The sequence below is a fragment of the Roseibium sp. genome, assembly GCF_048261595.1.
GTDB lineage: Bacteria > Pseudomonadota > Alphaproteobacteria > Rhizobiales > Stappiaceae > Roseibium.
This window is the reverse complement of the sequence record NZ_JBLXFW010000001.1, coordinates 1,061,064-1,079,759: the sequence shown is the minus strand read 5'-3', so window position 1 is coordinate 1,079,759 and position 18,696 is coordinate 1,061,064. Positions and strand designations below refer to the sequence as shown.

The 18,696-nt window shown below is 60.1% G+C and carries 16 protein-coding genes and 1 pseudogene; 12 read left to right on the top strand and 5 right to left on the bottom strand.

All coding sequences use genetic code 11. The features are described from left to right. The first annotated feature begins 121 nt into the window (after positions 1 to 121). The 4 genes from ACN0SY_RS04845 to ACN0SY_RS04830 all read left to right on the top strand — a co-directional run bounded on the left by ACN0SY_RS04845 (position 122) and on the right by ACN0SY_RS04830 (position 5,501). Positions 122 to 1,708: a peptide ABC transporter substrate-binding protein gene (locus tag ACN0SY_RS04845; protein WP_417684946.1), complete on the top strand. Its 1,587-nt coding sequence runs from the start codon at positions 122 to 124 to the stop codon at positions 1,706 to 1,708. 100 nt (positions 1,709 to 1,808) lie between these two features. After that, positions 1,809 to 2,732, top strand: a complete 924-nt coding sequence (gene oppB, locus ACN0SY_RS04840) for an oligopeptide ABC transporter permease OppB (protein WP_417684944.1) — start codon at positions 1,809 to 1,811, stop codon at positions 2,730 to 2,732. A 17-nt stretch (positions 2,733 to 2,749) separates the two neighbouring features. Continuing rightward, the gene (locus tag ACN0SY_RS04835; RefSeq protein ID WP_417685875.1) at positions 2,750 to 3,871 is read left to right on the top strand and encodes an ABC transporter permease subunit; all 1,122 of its coding nucleotides are present in this window, start codon (positions 2,750 to 2,752) and stop codon (positions 3,869 to 3,871) included. Between the two features lie 10 nt (positions 3,872 to 3,881). Beyond that, positions 3,882 to 5,501 carry an ABC transporter ATP-binding protein gene (locus ACN0SY_RS04830; RefSeq protein ID WP_417684943.1) on the top strand — a complete coding sequence of 540 codons (1,620 nt, stop codon included), beginning with the start codon at positions 3,882 to 3,884 and terminating at the stop codon, positions 5,499 to 5,501. A 105-nt stretch (positions 5,502 to 5,606) separates the two neighbouring features. Here ACN0SY_RS04830 and ACN0SY_RS04825 read toward each other — a convergent pair whose 3' ends face one another. Both ACN0SY_RS04825 and ACN0SY_RS04820 read right to left on the bottom strand, forming a co-directional pair. Then, complete coding sequence (locus tag ACN0SY_RS04825; protein WP_417684942.1) at positions 5,607 to 6,338, bottom strand: GntR family transcriptional regulator; 732 nt, start codon at positions 6,336 to 6,338, stop codon at positions 5,607 to 5,609. 558 nt (positions 6,339 to 6,896) lie between these two features. Further along, positions 6,897 to 7,958, bottom strand: a complete 1,062-nt coding sequence (locus tag ACN0SY_RS04820; RefSeq protein ID WP_417684940.1) for a dipeptidase — start codon at positions 7,956 to 7,958, stop codon at positions 6,897 to 6,899. Positions 7,959 to 8,124: 166 nt separating this feature from the next. Between ACN0SY_RS04820 and ACN0SY_RS04815 the strand changes: the two genes are divergently transcribed. Then, on the top strand, positions 8,125 to 8,865 hold the full coding sequence (locus ACN0SY_RS04815) for a L,D-transpeptidase (protein ID WP_417684938.1): 741 nt from the start codon (positions 8,125 to 8,127) through the stop codon (positions 8,863 to 8,865). Positions 8,866 to 8,947: 82 nt separating this feature from the next. Here the strand turns inward: ACN0SY_RS04815 and trhA are convergent, their stop codons facing one another. Then, entirely contained in the window at positions 8,948 to 9,601 is a 654-nt protein-coding gene (trhA, locus tag ACN0SY_RS04810; RefSeq protein ID WP_417684936.1) for a PAQR family membrane homeostasis protein TrhA, read from the bottom strand. A gap of 338 nt (positions 9,602 to 9,939) precedes the next feature. Here trhA and ACN0SY_RS04805 point away from each other — a divergent pair, with 338 nt between their 5' ends. Both ACN0SY_RS04805 and ACN0SY_RS04800 read left to right on the top strand, forming a co-directional pair. Then, on the top strand, positions 9,940 to 10,932 hold the full coding sequence (locus tag ACN0SY_RS04805) for a hypothetical protein (RefSeq protein WP_417684935.1): 993 nt from the start codon (positions 9,940 to 9,942) through the stop codon (positions 10,930 to 10,932). A gap of 90 nt (positions 10,933 to 11,022) precedes the next feature. Next, positions 11,023 to 11,136: pseudogene (locus ACN0SY_RS04800) on the top strand (hypothetical protein); the annotation flags it as partial. Between the two features lie 94 nt (positions 11,137 to 11,230). Here ACN0SY_RS04800 and ACN0SY_RS04795 read toward each other — a convergent pair. Together ACN0SY_RS04795 and ACN0SY_RS04790 are read right to left on the bottom strand one after the other, a co-directional pair. Continuing rightward, positions 11,231 to 11,716: a hypothetical protein gene (locus tag ACN0SY_RS04795; protein ID WP_417684933.1), complete on the bottom strand. Its 486-nt coding sequence runs from the start codon at positions 11,714 to 11,716 to the stop codon at positions 11,231 to 11,233. A 230-nt stretch (positions 11,717 to 11,946) separates the two neighbouring features. Continuing rightward, positions 11,947 to 12,657, bottom strand: coding sequence for a GntR family transcriptional regulator (locus tag ACN0SY_RS04790; RefSeq protein WP_417684931.1), 711 nt, complete (start codon positions 12,655 to 12,657; stop codon positions 11,947 to 11,949). Between the two features lie 148 nt (positions 12,658 to 12,805). Between ACN0SY_RS04790 and dctP the strand changes: the two genes are divergently transcribed. The 5 genes from dctP to ACN0SY_RS04765 all read left to right on the top strand — a co-directional run bounded on the left by dctP (position 12,806) and on the right by ACN0SY_RS04765 (position 18,603). After that, positions 12,806 to 13,804, top strand: a complete 999-nt coding sequence (gene dctP / locus ACN0SY_RS04785) for a TRAP transporter substrate-binding protein DctP (RefSeq protein WP_417684929.1) — start codon at positions 12,806 to 12,808, stop codon at positions 13,802 to 13,804. A 128-nt stretch (positions 13,805 to 13,932) separates the two neighbouring features. Next, positions 13,933 to 14,421 (top strand): TRAP transporter small permease subunit, encoded by a 489-nt coding sequence (locus ACN0SY_RS04780; protein ID WP_417684927.1) that lies wholly within the window; start codon positions 13,933 to 13,935, stop codon positions 14,419 to 14,421. Then, positions 14,418 to 15,734: a TRAP transporter large permease gene (locus ACN0SY_RS04775; protein WP_417684925.1), complete on the top strand. Its 1,317-nt coding sequence runs from the start codon at positions 14,418 to 14,420 to the stop codon at positions 15,732 to 15,734. Before ACN0SY_RS04780 ends, ACN0SY_RS04775 begins: the two co-directional genes overlap by 4 nt. Then, a complete protein-coding gene (locus ACN0SY_RS04770) occupies positions 15,731 to 17,089 on the top strand; it encodes a malonyl-CoA decarboxylase (RefSeq protein WP_417684924.1) in 1,359 nt (452 codons plus the stop codon). Before ACN0SY_RS04775 ends, ACN0SY_RS04770 begins: the two co-directional genes overlap by 4 nt. Positions 17,090 to 17,091: 2 nt before the next feature. Continuing rightward, entirely contained in the window at positions 17,092 to 18,603 is a 1,512-nt protein-coding gene (locus ACN0SY_RS04765; RefSeq protein WP_417684922.1) for a malonate--CoA ligase, read from the top strand. Positions 18,604 to 18,696: the final 93 nt, after the last annotated feature.

The following is an 18,696-nucleotide window of genomic DNA, read 5'->3' as shown; positions in this document are numbered from 1 at the left end:
AATAATCGTGATATTCTCTCTAATTGTGGAAGGGGCCGTTACGTCAGGCTTGATTAGTCAAAAGGAGCGTGGAATCGTGCCTCATCGTTTCCGATACCAATAACCAAGAGGGGAGATCGAAATGATGAAATCCTTGCGCATGTCCGCGCTTGCTGCAGCGCTTCTCGCGACCACATCCGTCGCCGCCATGGCGGAAGTCGTCTACCATCGCGGCAACACCGCAGATCCGGAAACCCTGGATCAGCACAAGACATCCACCACCTACGAAGCGCACATCCTGCGCGACCTATATGAAGGCCTGGTCGCCTACAGCGCCGAGGGCAAGATCATTCCCGGTGTTGCGACTGAGTGGAAGGTTTCCGAGGACGGCACCGTCTACACCTTCACCCTGCGCGACAACGCAAAGTGGTCCAATGGCGATCCGGTCGTCGCCGGTGACTTCGTCTATTCCCTGAAGCGGATCATGAACCCGGAAACCGGCGCGAAATATGCGACCGTGCTCTATCCGATCCTGAACGCCGAAGCGATCAACAAGGGCGAAAAGCCGGTTGACGAGCTTGGCGTCAAGGCCATCGACGACAAGACGCTCGAAATCACGCTCGCCGCAGCGACGCCCTATTTCATCGATCTTCTCGGCCACCAGACCGGTCTTCCTGTTCACCCGGCATCGGTCGAAAAATTCGGCACCGATTTCGTCAAGGCCGAGAACATCGTCACCAACGGCCCGTTCACGCTGGCCGAGTTTGTGCCGAATGCGCACATCAAGGCGACGAAAAACCCGAATTTCCATGATGCTGCGAACGTCGGCATCGACACGATCTACTTCTACCCGACTGAAGATCGCGGCGCCGCCCTTCGCCGCTTCCAGGCAGGCGAGCTGCACACCAACAACGATGCACCGACCGAGCAGGTCGAGTTCATGCGCAAGGAGCTGGGCGATCAGTTCCGCGTGGCGCCTTATCTCGGCACCTATTATTACGCGCTGAACCACGAGGATGAAGGTCTGTCCAATCCGGACGTGCGCCAGGCCCTGTCCATGTCCATCGATCGTGAATTCCTCGCCGATGAGATCTGGGGCTCGACCATGGTTGCGGCCTATTCCTTCGTCCCGCCGGGCATCGGCAACTACGGCGACCCGGCTTATGCCGACTACAAGGACATGTCCGCCATCGACCGCGAGGACAAGGCTCGCGAGATCCTCGAGGCCGCCGGCTACAGTGAAAGCAATCCGCTCAAGCTGACCATCAATTACAACACCTCGGAAAACCACAAGAACACGGCGGTCGCGATCGCCGACATGTGGAAGCCGCTCGGTGTTGAAGTGGCGCTGGTCAACACCGACACCAAGACCCATTACGCCATGCTGCGCGACCGTCAGGACTTCGACGTCGCCCGCGCCGGCTGGATCGGCGACTATTCCGATCCGCAGAATTTCCTGTTCATGGTCGAGAGCGACAATACGGGCTTCAACTACGCCCGCTACAACAACCCGGAATACGACAAGCTGATGGACGATGCAGCAGCCACTGTCGATCTGGAGAAACGTGCAGCGCTCCTGAAAGAGGCCGAAACCCTCTTCATGCGCGACCTGCCGTTCATCCCGCTCATGTACTACGGTTCCATGAACCTCGTCTCCGACAAGGTCGCGGGCTTTGAGGACAACCTCCTCAACATCCACCCGACCCGCTGGATGAGCATTTCCGAATAACCCAGTCACTAAGACCGGCGGTGGCACTCATCGCCGGTCTTTCTGCTTGACCGACAGGCAAGGCGGCGAAAGACCGCCGTGTAAGAACAAGGGCAAGGCCATGCACCGCTATGTGCTCGGGCGATTGTTGGGAGCAATCCCGACCCTCTTCCTCATTGTGACGATTTCCTTCTTCCTGATCCGCATCGCGCCGGGCGGGCCGTTCGACCTTGAGCGTCCGCTGGAAGCAAAGGTGATGGAAAACCTCAACCGGATCTATCATCTGGACGAGCCTCTCTGGAGCCAGTACCTGATCTACCTGAAGAGCGTTGCCGTTCTGGATTTCGGTCCGAGCTTCTATTTCCGCGACTTTTCGATCAATGAGCTCTTCGCCCAAAGCCTGCCGATCTCAATGCAGCTCGGTTTGACCGCGCTCTGCCTGGCCCTTGTCGCAGGCGGAACGCTCGGCGTGGTCGCAGCGCTTCGCCAGAACCAGGCAACCGATTATTCGGTGATGGCAGCTGCCACCCTGGGCGTGACCATTCCGAACTTCGTGGTCGCACCTGTCCTGACCCTCATCTTCGGTATCTGGCTCGGCTGGTTGCCGGTCGGCGGCTGGAACGGCGGGGCTTTCGTCAATGTCATTCTGCCTGTTGTCACGCTGGCGCTGCCGCAGGTCGCCGTCGTCGCACGCCTGACGCGCGGTTCCATGATCGAGGCCCTGAGGTCCAACCATGTCCGCACTGCCAGGGCCTATGGGCTTTCGGGCTATACGGTCATTGTCGTGCATGCGCTGCGCGGAGCGATCCTGCCGGTCGTTTCCTATCTCGGCCCTGCGGCTGCCGCGCTTTTGACCGGGTCCGTTGTCGTTGAAACGATCTTCGGTATTCCGGGCATTGGCCGCTACTTCGTTCAAGGCGCGTTGAACCGCGACTACACGCTTGTCATGGGCACAGTCGTCGTCGTCGCCTGTTTCGTCATCCTGTTCAACCTCGTCGTGGATCTGCTTTATGCCGTGCTCGATCCGCGGGTTCGTTACGATTGAGGAGACGCGCGATGACCATGACGACCACTTCTTCAACCGGCGCCGCGGTCAAGGGCCGTTCGCTTTGGGACGATGCGCGCGATCGCCTGCTTGCCAACCGGGCGGCAGTTGCCAGCATGATCGTGCTTGCCGCAATCACGCTGATCTCGATCCTTGGGCCGATGCTCTCACCGCATCCCTTCGACAAGGTCTACCGAGATTACGTCAAGGTTCCCGCCAGCTTCGAGGCCTATCCACGCGCAGACGAGGTCGAGCCGGCATTCCGCAGTCTGCTCAAGCGTGCCCGCGTCACCATCGATGACTACGTTCGCGAAGGTGACAGCGTCATTGCGAACATCTCGTCGGGCCGGGAAATCGATCCGCGGACCGTTCGTTATGTCGACCGGGGCGACATGTTCAAGAACGCAGTTATCGAGAACTTCTCCGAGGACAAGAAGTCGGCCGTCCTGAGGGCCGATATCAACTTCGTGCATTTCTATTTCGGCACCGATGCCAATGGCCGGGACATGATGACCCGGACCTTCATTGCCGGCCGCGTGTCGCTGACCATCGGCCTGCTGGCGACGGTCGTCGCGATCACAATCGGCGTTATCTACGGCGCGACGTCGGGATATCTCGGCGGACGGGTCGACCAGATGATGATGCGTGTCGTCGACATTCTCTATTCGCTGCCCTTCATCTTCTTCGTCATCATGCTCGTGGTGTTCTTTGGCCGGAACTTCGTCCTGATGTTCATCGCCGTCGGCGCGGTCGAGTGGCTGGACATGGCCCGCATCGTGCGAGGCCAGACGCTGACCATAAAGCGGCAGGAATACGTTCAGGCTGCCGAGGCCATGGGGATCAGCGACGGCGGCATTCTGAAGCGCCATGTCATTCCGAACACTCTCGGACCTGTCGTGGTCTACATGACCCTGCTGGTCCCAAAGGTGATCCTGCTCGAAAGCTTCCTGTCCTTCCTCGGACTGGGTGTCCAGGAACCGATGACCAGCTGGGGCGTCCTGATCTCCGAGGGTGCGCGAAACATGCAGGGCGCATCCTGGATGCTCATCTTCCCGTCCATTTTCCTGACGTCGACCCTGTTCGCGCTGAATTTCATCGGCGACGGATTGCGCGATGCACTGGACCCCAAGGACAGGTGAGGTGATGGACATGAGCATTACTGAAAGCACCGCCCCGGTTCTGGATATCAAGGGGCTCACGGTCGACTTCAAGACACCGACGGGTACGGTCAAGGCCGTGCGCGGCGTCGATATCAGCGTCGGTCCGGGCGAGACAGTCGCAATCGTCGGCGAGAGCGGTTCGGGCAAGAGCCAGACCATGATGGCGGCCATGGGGCTGCTTGCATCCAACGGCCGCACTTCCGGGGAAGTGACCTATGGCGGTCGCAACATCCTCGGTCTTGGCGTGTCGCAACTGAACAAGGTCCGGGGAAAGAAGATCACCATGATCTTCCAGGAACCGATGACTTCGCTGGATCCGCTCTACACCATTGGCCGCCAGCTTGCCGAGCCGATGGTCGAGCATGGCGGGATGAGCTGGAGACAGGCCGAGGCGAGGGCGCTGGAGCTGCTTCAACTCGTCAACATTCCCGAGCCCGAACGCAAGATCAAATCCTACCCTTACGAGCTTTCCGGCGGTCAGCGTCAGCGTGTCATGATCGCCATGGCGCTGGCCAATGACCCGGATGTGCTGATCGCGGACGAACCAACCACTGCGCTCGACGTCACGACCCAGGCGCAGATCCTCGATCTGCTGGCAGACCTCCAGAAGCGCATCGGCATGGCTGTCATCTTCATCACCCATGACCTGGGAATCGTGCGCAAGATCGCCGACCGGGTGTACGTGATGAAGGAAGGGGAGGTCGTCGAAACCGGCAAGACGAAAAAGATCTTCGAGAGCCCCGACCACCCCTATACCCGCATGCTGCTCGATGCGGAGCCGACCGGCTCGAAAGACGCCGTCGGCGATGGTTCCAAGATGGTGCTGGAAGCTCAGCGGATCCGCGTGGAGTTCGCCCTGGGCGGCGGACTGTTCAGCGCCCCGCATATCCTTCGGGCGGTGGATGATGTGACTTTCTCGCTGAAACAGGGCCAGACGCTGGGCATCGTCGGGGAAAGCGGCTCGGGCAAGTCGACACTCGGCCGCGCCGTGCTCAACCTGCTTCCCTCCTCGGGACGTGTCGTCTTTCACGGCAAGGATATTTCAGGCTTCGGCCGGTCCGCCATGCGCGGGCTTCGACGCCACATGCAGCTTGTCTTTCAGGATCCCTTTGGGTCTCTCAGTCCGCGCATGACCGTCGGCCAGATCATTTCCGAAGGTCTCCTGGTCCATGAGCCCTCCTTGAACGCGAAGGATCGGGACCAGCGTGCTTGCCAGGCGCTTGAGGAGGTCTCCCTCGACCCTGCCATGCGCAACCGGTATCCACACGAATTCTCCGGAGGTCAGCGCCAGCGCATCGCCATTGCGCGCACCATGGTGCTGAAGCCTGACCTGGTGGTGCTGGACGAGCCGACCTCGGCGCTCGACCGGACGATCCAGAAGCAGATCGTCGATCTCCTGCGCGATCTTCAGAGCGCACATGGCCTGACCTATCTCTTCATCAGCCACGATCTGGCCGTCGTTCGTGCGATTGCCGACACGGTGATGGTGATGCAGAGGGGCAAGGTGGTGGAGGCAGGCCCGACGGAGGCCATCTTCGAGGCCCCCCAGAGCTCCTATACCAGGGAGCTGATCGGGGCGGCGCTCATGACACAGCGCCAGATGGCCTGAGCCGGTCCGGGAGTGGAGGAAAGCCGGTCGTCGCATTTGAGCAAGATCGACCGGCTTTTCGCAGCCCGCAGCCCGCAGCATCGAGCCGCAGTTGCTGAAACTGCGTCAGGCGAGCTGGCGGTAAAGCTCTTCCGGCTGGGAAGTGGCGAAGACGGTGTTGTGCACTTCCGGGGCAAGGTTCGACAGCGACAGGCCGATATGGCGGCCGAGGATGGCTTTGGCCTCCTCGGCGTTCCGTCGAGCCATGGCGTCGACAATCTCCATGTGCGGGTCGGTTTGGAGCGGCCGCCAGAGAATGTTGCCACGATTGCGCGACACGGTGAACCTGTGCAGCTGGATCAGCGTCCGCTTCAGGATCGGTTCGAGCATCGGCATGTCGGCAATATGAAAGATTGCCATGTGGAATGCCCGGTCGACCTCCGCACATGCGAAGATGTCGCGCTGGGCGCGGCACTCCAGATAGAGGTTGGAAAGACTGCGAAGATGTGTCTCGCCCTCGTCGTTCATCAGCGGAACGGCGCGCTCCATACCGGCGCATTCCAGGCTCAGGCGCAGACGCACGAGGACGATCGCTTCCTCGTCGGTGGTCCGTGTCACGAATGTTCCCTGATATCCGCGCCGATCGACCAGACCGTCTTCCTGGAGTTGCAGGAGCGCCTCACGGATTGTTCCTTGCGAACAGGCAAAGTCCCCGGCCAGCGCCTGTTCGGTCATCGGACTGTTGTGCGTCATGTCGCCGATGACGATGCGCCGCTTCAACGCCTGATAAACGGTCCAGGACTTTCGTGCGCCCTTCGGTGGCTTGAGCGGATTCCCCTCAACTTCGGCCAATGTCATGTGCAAGCTGCCCCAACCTGGCACGACTTCCCAACGATGGGTTCCGATACGAAGAAGCTCGCGCGATTGCTCGCCAGCGCCGCCGCTTGCCGGAAACCAGTCAGATCCTCACATCGCCAAAAGCGCGAAAACCTTGAAGGACGCGCTGCAACGTTTCAGGTTCCTGAATGTCGATGGGGCCGTGCCGTCTCCTCTCAACGGCCGCGTCCTACCCGTGTGACGGCATCTTGTTAGGCCGGACCATCCGTTCACCGTATCCCTGATACGGGCCTGGTCCCTGCCTCCGGCCGGCTTTGTCCGGTGGTGCGGCAAACAACTTTTGCGTCACCCCAAGACACCCGAACTCACAACCCGCCAATGATATTCGCCTTTCGGTTCGTAAGGTGCCCCTGGTCCGGTCCACCTTGCGATAAAGAACATTCGGCATGGTTTCGAGCGCACTTGGTGCGAACGCGTCAACACGAAGAAGTTTAACACTTTTGCGTCGTGTCGAACGCGAAACTTTCCGAAACTGCCAATGAATGCAATCACAAATACGCGAGTTTTGACAATGTGTGATCACATCTGCGTGTGACGCATAAGTCTCAGCCAGTTCCTGTGCGTGATATTACTTACAAGTTCCGTACCGAAACCGGCAGCGGTCATCGCCTCCACAAGCGCCGGGAGGCAGGAGGCATCCGCGACGGCCTTCGGCGTCATGCAGCCGTCGAAGTCGGATCCCAGCGCCACCCCGTCTTCGCCCAGCTTTTCGACAAGGTGGTCCAGATGCCGGATCAGGGTGTCGAGCGGCGTGTCGCGCGTGTGACGGCCGTCTTCGCGCAGGAATGCGACGTGGAAATTCAGGCCGACGAGGCCGCCGCTCTCGCGAATGGCATCCAGTTGCCTGTCGGTCAGGTTGCGCGCATTCGGGCAGATCGCGTGGGCGTTGGAATGGCTGGCAACGAGCGGGTGGCTGCTGGTTCGTGCAACATCCCAGAAACCCTTCTCGTTGAGATGCGACAGGTCGATGACGATCCCGAGGTCATTGCATGCGCGCACCAGCGCAACTCCTGCATCGCTCAGGCCGTCGCCGATATCGGGCGAGGCCGGGAAGTGCATTGGCACTCCCTCGGCGAAGGCGTTCTTGCGGCTCCAGACCGGGCCAAGGGATCTGAGCCCTGCGCCATGGAGCACCTCCAGGGCTTCGAAGTCGGTGTCGATCGCCTCTGCGCCTTCAATGTGCAGCGAGACGGCCAGTGTGCCGGTCTCGATGCAGTCCTCGATTTCGCCGGCGTTCCGGCAGATCTTCATCTTGCCGCCCGAGGCTCGCTCCAGACGATAGGCTTCTGCGGCCATCTTCATCGTGAACCCGAGCGCTTCGCTCTGCCCGATCGGCGCATAGTTCTTCGGGTCGTTGGGGTTGAAGGGCTTGGTGAAGTCCTGATCCAGGTCCGAGGGCACGAACATGGCGAAGAGGCCGCCTGCCAATCCGCCTTCGATCGCCCGGGGCAAGTCGATATGGCCGTGCTCCGAGCGCTCGAAGAAGCTTGTGTCCTTGTCGGTCCCGCGATTGATGACGCGCCTGAGCAAAGTGTCGTTGTGGCCGTCGAAAACCGGAACGCGGGGCAGGGGGGAAGTCATTCGTTGTGATACTCGGGCTTGTTGATGCGCGCGGGCCACACTGGCGTGACGACGCGCATGAAGGGAAGGGGCGTTTCGTCAATTGGATAGAAACTCCCTTGCCAAGGCAAGGCCGGATGGCTCATGACTGTCGTGTCGGGGCTCACACCAGTTCATCGGAGTTTTCATGCCGATCAGTTCGCCGCCGCAGGGCGATACTCAGTTCTTCTTCCAGCGAGAGCGCGCGACGTCCGTCCTGTCGCGGCGCTCCTTCCTGACCGGATCCGCCTGCCTTCTTGCCGTATCCCTCGCCGGTTGCAACACCCTCGGCATGCCGGGCCTGGCGGGGCAGGACCCCTTGCCGGCGGCGGATTTCGACTATGCTAAGGCCTATGCGGCCTTGCCCGACGGCGAGTTCACCTGGCCGGCGATCAACTACAAGGCCTTTGATCCGAAGTTCCTGCGGCAGGTGGTCGACTACAAGACCCGGGAGCATGCGGGGACGATCATCGTCGATCCCTATCACAATTTTCTCTACTGGACGCTTGGCGGCAACAAGGCCCTGCGCTACGGCATCGGCGTCGGCCAGGCCGGCTTTGCCTGGTCGGGCGAGGCCAAGATCCGGGTCAAGCGCGAACACCCGCTCTGGCGCCCTCCGCGCGAGATGATCGACCGCAAGCCGTCGCTCGGCCGCTACTGGGAAAAGGGCTTTCCCCCGGGACTGAAGAACCCGCTTGGCGCGCGTGCCATGGACCTGTGGCAGGGGTCGACGGATACGCTCTACCGCATCCACGGCACCAACGACCCAAGCAGCATCGGCAAGAGCGTGTCGTCCGGCTGTATCCGCATGTGGCACCAGGACGTCATCGACCTGTTCAAGCGCGTTCCGCTCCATACCAAGGTGATCGTTCTGACCAAGGACGGGTAGCAGGCCTGAAGCTTCGCAGCCTCTGCCAAAAAGACACGGGCGCCGAAGGGCGCCCGTTTTCATTCGTGGCACTCGGCGGGGATCAGCTAAGCGAGACCGGGCCGAGAGCCACGTCGTTGAGAACCGCAGAGAAATGGCAGATCGCGGCGGCAAGCACGAAGGCATGCCAGATGGCGTTGTGAAACGGCAGCCGCTTCCAGGCATAAAAAGCCGTCCCGGCCGTATAGAGCAGCCCGCCGGCGATGATCATCCAGAAACCGAAATCGGATGCGTTGTCCATCAGCGGCTTGAAGGCAAAGACGACCACCCACCCGAGCGCAAGGCACAGCGGAACGGTGACGCGTTCCAGCCCCTGCAGGTGCGTCAGCTTGAGGATCGCGCCGGTCAGCGCCCCGGTCCAGATCACGGCAAGCAGGATGCCGCCGGTCCAGCCGCCGATGATCATGGCGGCAAGCGGCGTATAGGTGCCGGCAATCATGAGGAAGATGGCCGCATGGTCGAGACGGCGCAGGATGCCGGTCTTGTTCTCCTTGGCCAGCATGTTGTAGAGCGCCGAGCAGATCAGCATCGTCAAAAGGCAGCCGGCATAGATATAGACAGAGACCTGCCGCCCGACATCGCCGCTGCCCCATTGCACGGCGATCAGGGTGATCAGGGCCGCGATGCCCAGTCCGATACCGATGACATGAATCGTTCCGTCAGCGATCTTTTCAGCCAGCGAATGAACGCGCTCCACTTCAATCTCCCTCTTACGTCAAGGTCATGTAATCGTGCCTGACGTTCGGGGCAAGAGCAAGAGGGCGGGCGGGAGACTTTTTGAAAGAGGGCTGCGTTGTTCCCCTCAGAATGACGGACGTTCCACGGCCTGAAACGCATTCCCTATCCGACATTCAGTGCAGCCGCAGCGAATGCGCTGATGGGGCGGGGAGCGGAACTGTGTTGCGTGTCGGAACAACGTCGGCAGGTGTGCGGATTTTGTCAATCAAAGTTGTTTGTTTCAAATTTAGAGAAGTCGCCGTTTAGGATGCTAGAGGCAAAATAGTATGTGTTAGAGTAACGATTGAGACAAATAGATTGGGCGCCACATTGAGTATTACTTTTGTAAATCGGGCAACGAATCTACCAGGGTGGGTGCCGACCGTTCATCGTGAACAGCCCCGCAGCTATGCTTATCGCGCAGGCGAATTTGTAATCTCGCTGTACGGCCGCGACACTGGGCTGTTCGTCCTTAGTAGCGGGTTGACTGTTTCGCAAAGAACGAGCACCGGCTTAGAGGATTGGGCAGGAACAACTTTCGCAGCAGAGAATGTACGCCCAATGAGACGCGACCCAGGTCACGCTGTTCGTGGAGTTTGGCGGCCAGGAATCTATTTTGCCGCACATGCGAATGAGGCGTTAGGTGTCACCGACCCGGAAAGGCTCTCCGCTGAGCAGGCCCTCCAGTTGCTCATCGAGCGCCTTTATGATCTTTTTTTGTATGTAGAACCGAATGCACATGGTTTGCGGAGTTTCGGCCACAAGACTCGAGAGCTTTTAATTTTGGCAGCAACCGAGGTGGAGAATTATTGGCAGCGTCACGCACGGGATGCGGGACTGGTAGGCAATCGAGGTCGAAGTCTGAATACCACCGACTATGTCAGTCTAAAGGATATACTCTTCCTTTCTGAATACGAGGTGACCCTAAAACCTTATCCGACAGTTGCACCAATACGCCCGTTTGCAACGTGGTCAGCGCAAAATCCCACCCAATCTCTTTTGTGGTATGACGCTTACAATAAAACCAAACATGATAGGGAAACGCATTTTCGCGAGGCATCCCTTGAGCGATGTATTGAGGCGGTTTGTGCTACGATTATTCTTTTTTCTGTAAGGTTTAGCCCGTTCTCCCTCGTTGAGGGATCTAGCATCACTTCGTCACACTTCAAGCAACTTTTTTCCGTCTCGCTGATCGATCCCGATCCGACGACCTTCTATGTTCCTAGTATTGACACGAGGGAACGGCACGCCGGCTTGGTTTGTGGTGACGGAAAGGTTCTGCCATGGGTAACAGATCCACTAATTCTCTAGCCTATCAGGCACCCGCGCCCAATCCAGCAGTTGACCTGCATCCGTTTTGGGAAATGCGCACTGATTTCTGACCCTTGCAGACGCAGGAGAAAATTAGAGGATTGGCGCAAGGACTACAACGAACACAGACGTCACGGTGCCATCGGCAACAAGGTGTCGGTGGACCTGATGAAATCAGAACACGCAGCCAGCCCGTGTTCCTGATTCGGTTCGGAACACTCTAGCCCGTCCCGGGGGGGAGGCTGGGTAGCACGGCAGCGACATTGCAGTCAGTTTCCGAAGGTTTGCTTTAGGCCGATCACGCAAACAGCTGTTTTGGAGGGGACAGCTCAAATCGAAGCTGGTCAATCCTCGCAGCTATACGATGCGCCCGTTGAATGTAGTCTTCCAGTTCTGTAGCGTCCATAGTCCCCAGTTCAGACAAACTTAGGTCAAGTGGCCTTAGCAGCGTGTGTCCTTGTCTTTCGATTTCCGAGATGTGATGCGTATCGTCTTGGGGAGAATGTAGGCTCCCCAGCTTGGGGGAGTGGCGATGATGATGAAGATCCCATTGGCTACGCGTATCGTGACAGGCTGATTGCAGAGAATGAAAACTCTGTTCGGCCCGTTCACGTCCCTCATGTGCTTTAAACTTTAGCGTTGCCAGGGCAGATGTTTTGGCTGTTGCTAGTGCTTGTTTGGCGACACGATGTGCGAGTGCTGCGTAAATGAGCGCGCTGACTGCGATTAGCAGAGAAAATCCTTCGAAAAAGCGATCGCTAATTAAACTTAAAAAGCCGTCCATTGCCCCGCCTCTACTCGACCAATCCTCGTACCGATTTCATATTGTATTTGGAGGTGTCTTCTGCAAGGTAGGGTTGCCGAAATCTGGTGGAACGTTGACTGTCCGGTGTCGCGCAACGCAGCTCAGTACCGAAAACAACATTGAGACGGCGCATGGCGAACGTCCGCTTCAAGAACTCCGCTTCCCCAATCTTGCTAGCGGGTACCCGCCGCCCAATCCCCCATGCCCCCTCACTCAGCAGCGCTGATGTGCCGTGGGATGTCTTCTCTTTCCTGGCGGTGCGAGGAGACCGAGGCGACGAAGTCGTTGAAGCGTTCGCCCTGGATCAGCACGTGCTGGCGCAGCTGCTCCGCAGCCTCGGCGGCATTGCCCTCCTCGATTGCGGCCACGATGCGTTCGTGCTCGGACAAAGAGCCCGCGACCCGGTTCGGGACGCGCAGCTGCAGGCGGCGGTAGACCTTCAGCCGGTTGTGCAGCTGGTTCACCTGCTCGATCAGGAAGGTGTTGTGGCTGGCGCGATAGATCGCCTGGTGGAAGGTGTGGTTGGCCTGGTAGTACGCGTCCGGGTCCCCGCCCTCATGGGCGCGGCAGCACTCGTCATGCGCGCGCTTGAGGTTGAGAAGCTCGGCGGTCGTGATCCGGCGCGCCGCAAGCCGTCCGCACATGGCCTCAAGGTCGGCCATGACCTCGAACATCTCGATCAGGCGCTCGATTCCGGTGTCCTTGACGAAGGCCCCGCGCCGGGGCCGGATATCGACCAGTCCGGCCACTGACAATTCGATCAATGCCTCACGGATCGGCGTGCGCGAAACCCCGAAGCGTGTCGCAAGGGTCACCTCGTCCAGCCGGGTGCCGGCCGGATAACGCCCCGTGGCAATGTCGTTTTCCAGTTCTTCTTTAAGGGCATGGGCCCTGCGGGTTCTTGTCTGGCCTTGGGTCATTTCATCAAATTATGCAAAAAGCTTTTTCTTGTATACAAAAATCGTTGACTCGCATCCACGCGCTGTGATTGCCTAGCATCAGGCGACCAACGCCATCACAGCGCACGCCCCGAAGGGAGTCGGGACAAGGTGCGCATGGGAGGAACACATGAACTACTTTGCCAAGACAGCGCTCGCACTGGGCGTGGCTTTTGCTGCCGCAATTCCGACGGCGCAGGCCGAAACCGTCCTCAAGGCTTCTCACCAGTGGCCGGGCGGAAAAGGCGACGTCCGTGACGAAATGGTCCAGATTCTGGCGCGTGAAGTCGAAAAGGCCGGCGTCGATCTGAAGATCCAGGTCTATCCGGGTCAGTCCCTGTTCAAGGCCAAGGAGCAGTGGGGCGCCATGACCAAGGGCGTTCTGGACATCTCCGCATTCCCGCTCGACTATGCTTCGGGCCGTCATCCGATGTTCTCCGCGACCCTGATGCCGGGCCTCGTTCGGAACCACGACCGCGCCACGCGCCTCAACAAGTCGCCGTTCATGGATGACATCAAGGCCGAGATCGAAAAGGCCGGTGTTGTCGTTCTGGCCGACGCATGGCTCGCGGGCGGTTTCGCCTCCAAGAAGCAGTGCATCACCAGCCCGGAAAGCATGAAGGGTCAGGTGACCCGTGCTGCCGGTCCGGCATTCGAGCAGATGCTGGTCGGTGCAGGCGGCTCCATTGCCTCCATGCCGTCGTCCGAAATCTACACCGGTCTGCAGACCGGCGTTCTGGATGCAGCCAACACCTCGTCCGGCTCCTTCGTCTCCTACCGCATCTTCGAACAGACCACCTGTCTGACGAAGCCGGGCGCAAACGCCCTGTGGTTCATGTACGAGCCGATCCTCATGTCCAAGCGCAGCTGGGACAAGCTGTCCGACGACCAGAAGAGCGCCCTGATGGCCGCCGCCAAGGTGGCTGAAGACTACTTTGCCGGTGAGGCGAAGGGCCTTGACGACAAGCTGGTCGAAGCCTTCTCCAACGCTGGTGTCGAAGTCGCCGAGATGTCTGCCGAGGACTATGACGCCTGGCTCGCGATCGCCAAGGAGACGTCCTACAAGATGTTCGCGGAAAAGGTTCCGGGCGGCCAGGAGCTGATCGAAAAGGCTCTCGCCGTCGAGTAATCCCCGCTTTGGCGAATGTGGTTGAGGGCGGCGGCCGAAGCTGCCGCCCGAACCATCTCCGCCAGACTTCACAATAAAAGTCCGGGCGCACATGCGCGCCTGAGGGCGCCCGATCTCGGACCTCCTGAATGACTGCTTATATTCGCTGGGTTTCGGCCCTGTCCCGCGCTGCTGCGGTGCTCTCGCTCCTTCTCCTCGCCTCGGCCATCCTGGTTGTTACCCAGATGGTGGTCATGCGGTACTTCCTGAACGCCTCGACGGTCTGGCAGACGGAATTCGTCATCTATGCGCTGGTCGCCATGACCTTCCTCGCATCGCCCTTCGTGCTGATCGAGAAGGGACATGTGAATGTCGACCTTCTGTATCTGCGTCTTTACGGCACGATGCGGCAGATCATGCAGTCCCTGGCCGGCCTGGTCGGACTGGTCTTCTGCGCCATGCTCGCGTGGTCGGGCTGGACCTATTTCGAGGAAGCCTGGTCCTACGGCTGGACCACTGACACGGTCTGGGCGCTTCCGCTCTGGATCCCGTTGCTGCCGCTGCCGGTCGGCGTCGGCCTGATGACCCTGCAATATATCGCCGAACTCATGAAAATCTGGGGAGTGGACGAACGATGAGCCCGCTGTTTACCGGACTTGTTGTCCTTCTGGCCCTGCTTGCGCTTCTGGGCATCGGCACGCCGATCGCCTTCGCACTCGGCTTCGTCTCCATCATGGCGCTGATCATCGTTGAGGGCTCGGGAAGCCTTGCCATCCTCGGCGAGACCTTTTTCGGCGGTCTGGCGTCCTTCGGGCTCGTTTCGATCCCCATGTTCATCCTCATGGGCGCAGCCGTTGCCTCTTCGCCGGCCGGCAAGGACCTCTACGAGGCCCTCGACCGCTGGCTGAACCGGGTGCCCGGCGGGCTCGTCCTGTCAAACATCGGCGCCTGTTCCATCTTCGCCGCTCTTTCCGGCTCGTCCCCTGCGACTTGCGCGGCCATCGGCAAGATGGGCATTCCGGAAATGACCAAGCGCGGTTATCCGAACGAGATCGCGGCCGGATCCATCGCGGCCGGCGGAACGCTCGGGATCCTGATCCCGCCGTCGATCACCATGATCGTCTACGGCATCGCCACGGAAACCTCGATCGGCCGCCTGTTCCTGGCCGGCCTTCTGCCGGGGCTGATGCTGACCATGCTGTTCATGGCCTGGACGATCTACGATTGCCACCGCCGCGGCATCGGCCTGTCCGCCCTGACCGAGCGCTTCACCATGAAGGAGCGCTTCGAGGCCCTGCCGCGCGTTCTTCCCTTCCTGGCGATCATCGTCGGCATTCTCTACGTGCTCTACGGCGGCGTGGCGACGCCCTCCGAAGCTGCCGGTGTCGGTGCGCTGTTCTGCATCGTCCTGGTCGTGGTGATCTACCGCATGTGGAGCGTGACCAAGGTCACCTCCATGTTCCGGGACACCTTGAAGGAAAGCGTGATGATCATGATGATCATCGGCGCCTCGGAGCTGTTTTCCTTCACCCTGTCGTCGCTGTTCATCACCCAGTCGATTGCGGAGTGGATCGCAGCTCTTGACGTCAACCGCTGGGTGTTGATGGGCATCATCAACGTGTTCCTGCTGTTCGCGGGCTTCTTCCTGCCGCCGGTTGCCGTGATCCTGATGACCGCGCCCATCCTTCTGCCGATCATCCTGCAGGCCGGGTTCGATCCCTACTGGTTTGCCGTGGTTCTGACGATCAACATGGAAATTGGTCTGATTACGCCTCCTGTCGGTTTGAACCTATATGTGATCAACGGGATTGCCCCGAAGATCACGCTGGCCGAGATCCTGCGCGGGTCGATCCCTTACGTCCTGTGCATGGTGGTCGGGATCCTGTTGCTGTGCTTCATCCCGGGCATCGCCACATGGCTTCCCGAACTCCTGATGGGCAGGGCCATATGAACTCGAGCTTCTTCGGCGAACTTCTGACGTCAATCACCGAACAGGGGCGGGCCTTGATAGAGGCCCGCCGTGGACGGCCCGGCGAAAAGCCGATAGCCGAGCTTTGCGACGCCCTTTTGTCGGGGCGCGGCGAGGCGTCCGGTGTTGCGCTCGCCGGAGAAGTCCTGTCCGGCTATCAGCAGCTGGACAAGACCGCGAAGCTTAAGTTCTTCCAGACCCTGCGGGACAGCTTCGGAGCTGACGTGGAGCAGGTCCGCCAGGCGGCCGCAGCTCTCAACGCGGACCCCGATGACCAGATGCTGCTACGCCGCCTGCACGCGGTCTCGGAACCGAAGCGGCAGGAGCTGATCAGGCGACTGAACCTTGCCGCAGGCGGCACCAAGGCGCTGGTGGCCATGCGATCAGACCTGCTCGATTTCATGCGGGAGCACCCGGACCTTCGCGATGTCGACCGCGACTTCGAACACCTGTTCTCGTCGTGGTTCAATCGCGGCTTCCTCGTCATGCGCCGCATCGACTGGCAAACTCCGGCAAATATCCTGGAAAAGATCATCGAGTATGAGGCGGTGCACGAAATCACCGGCTGGGACGACCTGCGCCGTCGTATCGGCCTGGAAGACCGCCGGCTCTACGCCTTCTTCCATCCCGCTCTTGTCGATGATTTGCTCATCTTCGTCGAAGTGGCCCTGACCCGGGAGATACCCGGCGCCATCGGCCCGATCCTGGCAGAGGATCGCAACGAACTTCCGGCGGGGGAGGCAACCACGGCGGTTTTCTATTCCATCTCCAATTGCCAGAAGGGCCTGCGCGGCATTTCCTTTGGCAATTTCCTGATCAAGCAGGTTGTCGAGGAGCTGCGGCGTGAGTTGCCCTCGCTGAAGACCTTCGTCACCCTGTCCCCGGTTCCCGGTTTTGCCCGCTGGCTTGGACAGGCGATGGGTGAGGACAGCAACCCGGCGCGCGATGTGCTGCCGGACGAACTCTTTGCGGAGTTGAAACAGCCGGATTGGCCGATGAATACCGACACGGCAGACCGTCTGGCCGAGGTCATGCCCGGGCTTTGCGCCCATTACCTGACGAAGGTGAAGGACCGGAAAGGCCGGCCCGTGGACCCGGTTGCCCGCTTTCATATCGGCAACGGCGCTCGGCTGGAACGGGTCAACTGGCAGGGCGACCTCTCTGCCAACGGTTTGAACCAGGCCCATGGCATGATGGTCAACTACCTTTATGACCTGAAGTACATCGAACGTAATCACGAAGCTTATGCAGCGCAGGGCACTGTCGCGACCAGCTCGACCGTCGCCCGGCTTTCCAAGACTATTCCCGATACCCAACACCTGACGCCCGCGAGTTAACGATGACCAACCACCTTTTCTCCGAGATCCGGTCGAGGATGCCGGACCTTCAAAAGCCATTCCTGGAAACGCAGGACGGCACGGTCTTTACCTATGCGGATGTTCTCGACTGGTCGGCTCGCTACGCCAACGCCCTTGTCGATCTGGGCGTCGAGCCGGGTGACCGCGTTGCCGTTCAGGTGGAAAAGACGCCCGATGCGCTGCTGCTTTATCTGGCGACCGTACGGGCAGGGGGCGTTTTCCTCCCCCTCAACACGGCCTACACTCCGGCGGAAATCGACTATTTCGTCACCGACGCCGAACCGTCGGTGTTCGTCTGTGACCCTTCGCGTGCCGATGCGCTTGCGGAGACGGCGAAGAAGGTGGGTGCCAGCCTGCAGACCCTCGATGCCCAAGCCAAGGGCACGTTGCGGGATCTGGCGGAAAAGGCTGCAAAGAGTTTCGAGGATGTGCCGCGCCTCGATGACGATCTTGCCGCCATTCTCTATACCTCCGGGACTACGGGCCGTTCCAAGGGCGCGATGCTGAGCCACGAGAACCTGGCATCCAACGCCCGCACCCTCGTCGATTACTGGCGCTTCACGTCAGAGGACGTGCTCCTGCACGCCCTTCCGATCTTCCACACCCATGGGCTGTTCGTGGCGACAAATTGCCTGCTCATGGCCGGCGGGTCGATGCTGTTCCTTCCGAAATTCGATCTCGACGCGGTCCTTTCGCTGCTGCCGAGGGCAACGGCAATGATGGGTGTCCCGACCTTCTATACGCGTCTGCTCGGGTCGGATGCCTTCACGCGTGAGCTGGTCGCTCACATGCGCCTGTTCATTTCGGGCTCTGCGCCCCTGTCGGCCGAGACCCACAAGGAGTTCAGCGCGCGAACCGGTCACGCGATCCTCGAGCGTTACGGCATGACCGAAACCAACATGAACACCTCGAACCCCTATGACGGCGACCGCCGTCCGGGCACCGTCGGCTATCCGCTGCCGGGTGTCAGCGTGCGCATTGCCGATCCTGAAACCGGTCGCGAGGTGCCGCAGGGCGATGTCGGTATCATCGAGGTAAAGGGACCGAACGTCTTCCGGGGTTACTGGCGCATGCCGGAGAAGACCGCCGAGGAATTCCGCGCGGACTTCTACTTCATCACAGGCGACATGGGCCGTATCGACAACGAGGGCTATATCTCCATCGTCGGACGCTCCAAGGACCTGATCATCTCGGGCGGCTTCAACGTCTATCCCGCAGAGGTGGAAGCGCTTCTGGACGAGATCGACGGAGTGGCGGAAAGCGCCGTCATCGGCGTGCCGCATCCGGACTTCGGCGAGGGTGTCGTGGCAGTGGTCGCACCGAAGAGCGGAGCCAAGCTCGACAAGGACAGCATTGTCTCCGAACTCGCTGACAAGCTGGCGAAGTTCAAGCAGCCGAAGAAGGTGCATGTTCTGGACGCTCTGCCGCGCAATACCATGGGCAAGATCCAGAAGAACGTCCTGCGCGACGAATTCAAGGGCGACTTCGCCTGACCTCCAAGACCCTCTGACGACGGCATGAACCATGCCGTCGTCAGATGCGGCTCCGCGAGACTATGGCGGGCCGCACGTGATTTGCGCTAGGCT